Source organism: Fundicoccus ignavus (assembly GCF_009659375.1).
GTDB lineage: Bacteria > Bacillota > Bacilli > Lactobacillales > Aerococcaceae > Fundicoccus > Fundicoccus ignavus.
In genome coordinates, this window is sequence record NZ_WJQT01000022.1 from 33703 (window position 1) to 40312 (window position 6610).

Sequence of the window (6610 nt, forward strand, 5' to 3'; positions counted from 1 at the left end):
AAATCTCCTCCTAATAAATTTACGTAAAGCGTTGTTCAGCGCTTTCTTTCTTAATATTCATTTTATCACTTCTAACATTTTAAGTAAAAAATTCTAATCAAAAAAAATCAAAAAAAAAGAATACTCAAGCTAGTATATTTTTAATAGCTTGAGTATTACAATTATAAAATTGAGATTCTATTCGTTAAATAACGTGAAAATTTAGATAATGAATAACAAATTATGAAATACAAGAAAGCCAACGCAGCAAACATTGGAATTACAAAACTTGTGTCTTGTCCATAAATAATTTTTGCTCGATGTGTTAATTCTGGTAACGCAATAATTGTTGCCAATGAAGTATCTTTTATTAATGCTATTAATTGAGACACAATAGAAGGTAACGTTTGCTTTAGTGCCTGAGGCAATAAAATATAAAATAACGTTTGATTTTTCGTCAAACCACTTGCTAATCCAGATTCAGTTTGTCCTTTGGGTAACGAGACGAATCCACCTCTAATTATTTCAGAAATCATACTCGATTCAAATATTGTCATCGCAACTACCGCAGACCAAAATATATTAAACTGAATACCAATTTGTGGTAGTGATAAATAGGTAAAAAAGATAATTAATAAAAGAGGTAGGTTCCTGATTGTATCTATCACAAAACCAATCCCCTTTGATAAATAAGGTATCTCATAATAGCGAACAATACCTAATAAAATTCCGATAATGACACTCAATATTATCGTGATTCCAGCAACTTGAATAGTTAACCACAGGCCACTCAGTAAAAATCGAATATTAATCCATGAATAAGCTTCTAAAAAGTTCATGATTTCTTCCTCCTAAACTCCATGAGTTTTTAGTTTTTGCTCTAGCTTTTTCAGGCCAAAAGTTAATGGCACAGTAATAAAGAGATAAAAAATCGCTACTAGAATATAACTATCAAATGTATTAAACGTCTCTGACGCAATTAAATCACCATAATACATTAAATCTAGGCCTGCTACCATCGCTAAAACCGAAGAGTTTTTGACTAAGTTAATAAACTGATTACCTAAAGGAGGTATAATAATTCGAATTGCTTGGGGTAATACAATATAACGCATTACCTCGGAACGAGTTAAACCTTGTGAAAGACCTGCCTCGGTTTGTCCTTTAGGTATGGAAAAGATTCCCGCTCGGACATTATCAGCTATAAATGACGACGTATAAATAGTTAAACCAATAACTCCCGACGTGAATCCACTTATTGGGAACCAATACATTGGAATTACTACATAAAAAAACATCACAATCACAAGTAGTGGAATATTTCTGAAAAACTCAACATAGGCAGAAGCTAATTTTACTACTAATCTGTTCTCACTAACTTGCAACATTCCCATGATTGTTCCTATAATTGTACTTAAAAATAAGGCGATAACGCTCGCTATTAAAGTATTAATAAAACCCTCACCTAAAGGCCCAACGTAATTTTGAAATAAATCTAGCATGTGAATCTCTCCTATTCTTCTTCCATCAAGCCGTCAAACCATTTATGATAAATCTCATCATAAGTTCCGTTGGCTTTAATTGTTTCAAGGGCGCTGTTCACAGCTGTTAAAAATTCTTCTTGGCCTTTATTAATCGCGATACCGTAAGGCTCGTCAACAAATACATCACCAGCTAGACGGTAGTCCGGATTTAACGAGATCATTCCTAATAAAATGGCATTATCTGTAGTTAATGCATCTCCTTGCCCTGACTGCAAAGCAACAAATCCTTCACTATAATTTTCCATTTCAAGCACATTAACTTGAGGTGCTAAGTCGCGAATATTCTGAGCGGATGTTGAACCTTTAATTGCTAATACAGTATGTTGATCAGTTAAAGTGTCAATACCTTGAATATCGGATTCAAGGGGAACTAGCAGTGATTGTCCTGCTTCAAAATACACATCCGAGAAATGAACAATTTTTAGTCTCTCGTCAGTTATGGACATGGTTGCGATAATCGCATCAATATTGCCATTTTTTAGTAAGGGTATTCTTGTTTTAGAGTTAACTTCTACCATTTCAGCTATCCCTTGTCCATCTGTCATTATTTCTGTTAATGCTCTTGCTATATCGACATCAAATCCAACAATTGCTTGTTCAGAGATATCATATAAGCCAAAAAGTTTTGTATCAGATTTTACTCCCCATCTGATAACAGGTATTTCTTGCTCCAATATACGCTCCGTGATATTCAATTGACCTACGCTTTGTCCGCAAGCACTCAAAAACAAGAGCAATAAAGGATACATTATTATTTTCTTTAAACGTAAAAACATATATTCATTCCTTTTATTGTTATTCTTCAATCAACATAGTAAATTTTTATTAATGAGAAATTACTTGATTTAAGAATTTTTTAGCACGCTCATCATGAGGGTTCGCAAAGAACTCTTCACTTACTCGATCCTCAATAATTTCACCTGCAGTCATAAAAATTGTTCTATCCGAAACTTCACGAGCAAATCCCATTTCATGAGTTACAACCACCATTGTCATCTTGTCCTCTAAAGCAATCTTCTTCATTACTGCCAGTACGTCACCGATTGTTTCAGGGTCTAATGCAGATGTTGGTTCATCAAACAACATAGCTTTAGGTTTCATTGCTAAGCCACGTGCGATTGCTACACGTTGTTTTTGTCCTCCTGAAATTTGATTAGGGAATTTATTTTTATGCTCTAGCATATTTACTCGATTCAATAGACGTTCCGCGGTCTCTACTGCTTCTGCTTTAGAAATACCTAAAACTTTAATTGGAGCTAATGTAATATTGTCAATAATGCTCATGTGGGGATATAATTCGAAGTGTTGAAAAACCATTCCTAAATTTTGGCGAATTGCTCGTATATCGGTTGCTTTATCTGCTATATCTTGATCAAATACAAAAAGATTACCTTCTGAAATCTTTTCTAATCCATTAATGCAACGAATTAATGTACTTTTTCCTGAGCCTGAGGGTCCAATTAGCGTAACTACTTCTCCATCTGAAATTTTTAAGTTAATATTTTTCAACGCATGAAATTGACCGTAATATTTATTTACATTTTTAAATTCAATCATGAAATTCCTCTTTTCTTTTAATAACATTCGGCACTACGATTAGCTATTTTATTCATTTCAAATAAAATAGACTTCAGTGCACACTGAAGTTGCCAAAGTATACTACTTATATTATTTTATAAATTTATTTAACTTACGTCAAGTTAAGATGAGATTCCTCTAATAATTTAAGCATATTCTATTAATTTTTTTACTATTACATCGTAATAAAATTTCAAATTCTCAACTTAAATTAATGTAAATAATTAACAATCTAGTATAAAGCTTGTTAAATCAGTACAAAACTTATAAATCCTTATATTACAAAAAACACCTAAAATCGTCCTAAAACTAATTTAACATCACTTTTATTAATTTTTTTCTAATTTGCTATTGACTTTATGAGCTAACAGGTTTAATATACTAATCATAATTTAATAAACAAAATCTACGACGAAGAGAGTAAGTTTGATGTAACTCACAGCGAGTTGGGACAGAGTGGAAGCCCAATGTGTAACTGATAACCGAAACGCACTTCCGAGATGGAGCGACAAAACTTAGTAGTTTCTCCCGCCTTCAAGCGTTAAGACAATGAGTTGGATTCGCCTTATTATATTATTTGGCCGATCAATTAGAGTGGTACCGCGAGTATATTAGATTAATTACCCGTCTCTTTTTTATAAAAGAGGCGGTTTTTTTGTATTTAAAATTAAACATTTAAAGGAGATTTTTATTATGACAAAAGAAAAAATTGTATTAGCTTATTCTGGTGGTTTGGATACATCAATTACAATTCCATGGTTAAAAGATAACTATGACAGTGATATCATTGCAGTATGTGTTGACGTAGGTCAAAAAGAAGATTGGGAAGCTGTTGAGAAAAAAGCCATTGCTTCCGGTGCGGCTAAATTCTATAATCCGCATGTTTTTGATGAGTTCGCAGCTGATTTTATTTTTCCAGCAATTGCTGGAAACGTTAAATATCAAGGTACATATTTATTAGGAACTGCTCTAGCGCGTCCGTTAATTGCCAAAAAATTAGTCGAAATTGCCCATGCTGAAGGCGCAACTGGTATTTGTCATGGATGTACTGGTAAAGGTAATGACCAAGTACGTTTCGAGATGGGGATTGCTGCTTTTGATAGTGAGATGAAAATTATTGCACCATGGCGTATTTGGGATATTAAGTCCCGTGAAGATGCAATTGATTACGCCAACTTAAAAGGTGTACCCGTCACTTCAACTAAAGAGAAAATTTATTCTGAAGATGAAAACTTAATGCACATTTCTCATGAAGGTGGCGATATTGAAGCTCCTGAAAATGCTGTTAATTATGCAAATATCTTACACATTACTGCGGCTTTAGAAGATGCAAGTAATAAAGCCGAAGTTGTCACAATCGAATTCGAAAAAGGCTACGCAGTAGCTGTCAATGGCGAAACTTTATTACCATATGAAATTGTTGCTAAACTAAATGAAATCGGTGGTAAACACGGTATTGGAGTATTAGATTGGATTGAAGACCGTACCATTGGTATGAAGTCTCGTGGAATTTATGAAACTCCTGGTGCTACTATTTTGATGGAAGCTCATCAACGTTTAGAAAGTTTAACTTTAACAAAAGAAACAATTAAAATTAAACAACATATTTCAATGGAGTATGCTGAATTAATCTATAACGGCCAATGGTATTCTCAAGCAAACGAAGCTATTCAAGCATTTATTACAAAAACACAAGAAACTGTTACTGGGTCTGTTTCATTAAAACTTTATAAAGGTAATATAGTGCCACATGGCTTAACATCGCCTTACGCATTATTTGATCAAGACGTTAGCGGCTTCGGTGAAGATGACTTATTCACGCATCACGATGCCCAAGGTTATATCAATGTCATTACCCTTCCAACTAAAATTCAGAAAAGAAAAGGATTGATTTAATATGGCACAACTTTGGGGTGGACGTTTCCAAAGCACAGCATCAGATTTGATGCAATCATTTAATGAATCTTTCTCATTAGACAAACGTTTATGGCACGAAGATATTACAGCCAGTATTGCTCATGTGACTATGTTGGGAACATGTAAGATTATAACTAACGAAGAAAGTGAAGCTCTAATCAGTGAATTAAATAATTTACATGCTGAAATCCAAGCGGATCCGAGTGTGTTATCTGGCCCTCATGAAGATATTCATAGCTTTGTTGAAGCTAAAATGATTGAATCATTAGGAACTATCGGCAAAAAAATGCACACTGCACGTAGTCGTAATGATCAAGTTGCAACGGATATGAAGTTATATGTTAAGCATAGTTTACAAGATTTAAGTAAATTAATTGAAGTGATGATACTAACTTTTAAAGAAAAAGGTGCATCGCTTTCCCATGTATTGATGCCTGCTTATACACATTTACAGAGAGCACAGATTGTTACTTTTTCTTACGTATTAGACGCCTATGTCGCGATGTTTGAACGTGATCTACATAAAATTGAATTTGCAATTAACTCGTTAGATGAAAGTCCACTTGGAGCCGGTGCGTTAGCTGGAACTACTTATCCAATAAACCGTGAGTTAACAGCTGAATTATTAGGTTTTTCTGGCGGACCACAAAGAAACTATTTGGATAGTGTTAGCTCTCGCGACTTTATCATTGATGCATTGGGATGCTTTGCCAGTCTGATGACACATATGAGTCGTTTTGCAGAAGATTTCATTATTTATTCTTCACAAGAATTTGGTTTTGTAGAGTGCTCTGATTCTTTCGCAACTGGAAGTAGTATGATGCCACAGAAAAAAAATCCCGATGCTTTGGAATTAATACGTGGTAAATCAGCAAAAGTAATCAGTTTACTCAATGCAATGTATACAACTATGAAAGGTTTGCCTTTAAGCTACAATAAGGATATGCAAGAAGATAAAGCCATCTACTTCGAATCTTTAGACACGACTGTAGCTTGTGTTCAAATTTTAAGTGGTGTTGTTAAAGAATTACAAGTGAACGAAACACGTTTAGCTGAAACCATTCACAAAGGTTTTTTAAACGCGACTGAATTAGCTGATTATTTAGTAAGAAAAGGTATTGCATTTCGTGAAGCTCATGAAATTGTGGGTGCAATGGTGTTACATGCTATCAATGAAAATGTGCAGTTACACGAACTATCGTTAGAAACCATGCTAACTTTTACTGATAAATTTGAAGATGATATTTTTGACGCACTTAATCCTGCTACAATTTTAAACCAAGGTATAAAAAAAGCCATGTGGCAACACTAATTAGCTTTATTAATTTATTTTGTTCCCTGCAAAATAAAAAGGCTGTAAAATTTTGAGTGTTGGTGACCTAAAAAGTCAAAGTGAGTCATCACTTTGGCTTTTTTTCATGGAGTCTTATAGTCGAATAATCATTAGATATTAAGCTGCGGTTACTTCATCTGAAAAGTATAAGGGGCGAATCGGTTTGTTAGATCTAGCGAGTAACTTTTGACTTAGAAAGACACGCGCACGTAAATGTTCAAAGTTTCGATAACCAAAACCACTTCGCTTGATTGTTTTA

General features: G+C 33.9%; 6 protein-coding genes and 1 other annotated feature. Of the genes, 2 read left to right on the top strand and 4 right to left on the bottom strand.

Translation table 11 applies throughout. The features are described from left to right. Positions 1-161: 161 nt before the first annotated feature. The 4 genes from GF867_RS11550 to GF867_RS11565 are packed head-to-tail and all read right to left on the bottom strand — an operon-like array spanning position 162 to position 3080. Entirely contained in the window at positions 162-818 is a 657-nt protein-coding gene (locus GF867_RS11550; protein ID WP_153833266.1) for an amino acid ABC transporter permease, read from the bottom strand. 12 nt (positions 819-830) lie between these two features. Then, on the bottom strand, positions 831-1481 hold the full coding sequence (locus GF867_RS11555) for an amino acid ABC transporter permease (RefSeq protein ID WP_153833267.1): 651 nt from the start codon (positions 1479-1481) through the stop codon (positions 831-833). 11 nt (positions 1482-1492) lie between these two features. Next, positions 1493-2299, bottom strand: coding sequence for a transporter substrate-binding domain-containing protein (locus GF867_RS11560; protein ID WP_153833268.1), 807 nt, complete (start codon positions 2297-2299; stop codon positions 1493-1495). Between the two features lie 49 nt (positions 2300-2348). Next, entirely contained in the window at positions 2349-3080 is a 732-nt protein-coding gene (locus tag GF867_RS11565; RefSeq protein ID WP_153833269.1) for an amino acid ABC transporter ATP-binding protein, read from the bottom strand. Positions 3081-3500: 420 nt separating this feature from the next. Next, positions 3501-3736: a binding site (T-box leader), on the top strand. A gap of 58 nt (positions 3737-3794) precedes the next feature. Here GF867_RS11565 and GF867_RS11570 point away from each other — a divergent pair. Further along, positions 3795-4997 (top strand): argininosuccinate synthase, encoded by a 1203-nt coding sequence (locus GF867_RS11570; protein WP_153833270.1) that lies wholly within the window; start codon positions 3795-3797, stop codon positions 4995-4997. Between the two features lies 1 nt (position 4998). Next, positions 4999-6330, top strand: a complete 1332-nt coding sequence (gene argH, locus GF867_RS11575) for an argininosuccinate lyase (protein ID WP_153833271.1) — start codon at positions 4999-5001, stop codon at positions 6328-6330. Positions 6331-6610: the final 280 nt, after the last annotated feature.

What these genes read in the sequence shown, in the direction of transcription:
- GF867_RS11550 (WP_153833266.1), bottom strand. Translation starts at nt 818, where the DNA reads ATGAACTTTTTAGAAGCTTATTCATGGATTAATATTCGATTTTTACTG.
- GF867_RS11565 (WP_153833269.1), bottom strand. Translation starts at nt 3,080, where the DNA reads ATGATTGAATTTAAAAATGTAAATAAATATTACGGTCAATTTCATGCG.
- GF867_RS11560 (WP_153833268.1), bottom strand. Translation starts at nt 2,299, where the DNA reads ATGTTTTTACGTTTAAAGAAAATAATAATGTATCCTTTATTGCTCTTG.
- argH (WP_153833271.1), top strand. Translation starts at nt 4,999, where the DNA reads ATGGCACAACTTTGGGGTGGACGTTTCCAAAGCACAGCATCAGATTTG.
- GF867_RS11555 (WP_153833267.1), bottom strand. Translation starts at nt 1,481, where the DNA reads ATGCTAGATTTATTTCAAAATTACGTTGGGCCTTTAGGTGAGGGTTTT.
- GF867_RS11570 (WP_153833270.1), top strand. Translation starts at nt 3,795, where the DNA reads ATGACAAAAGAAAAAATTGTATTAGCTTATTCTGGTGGTTTGGATACA.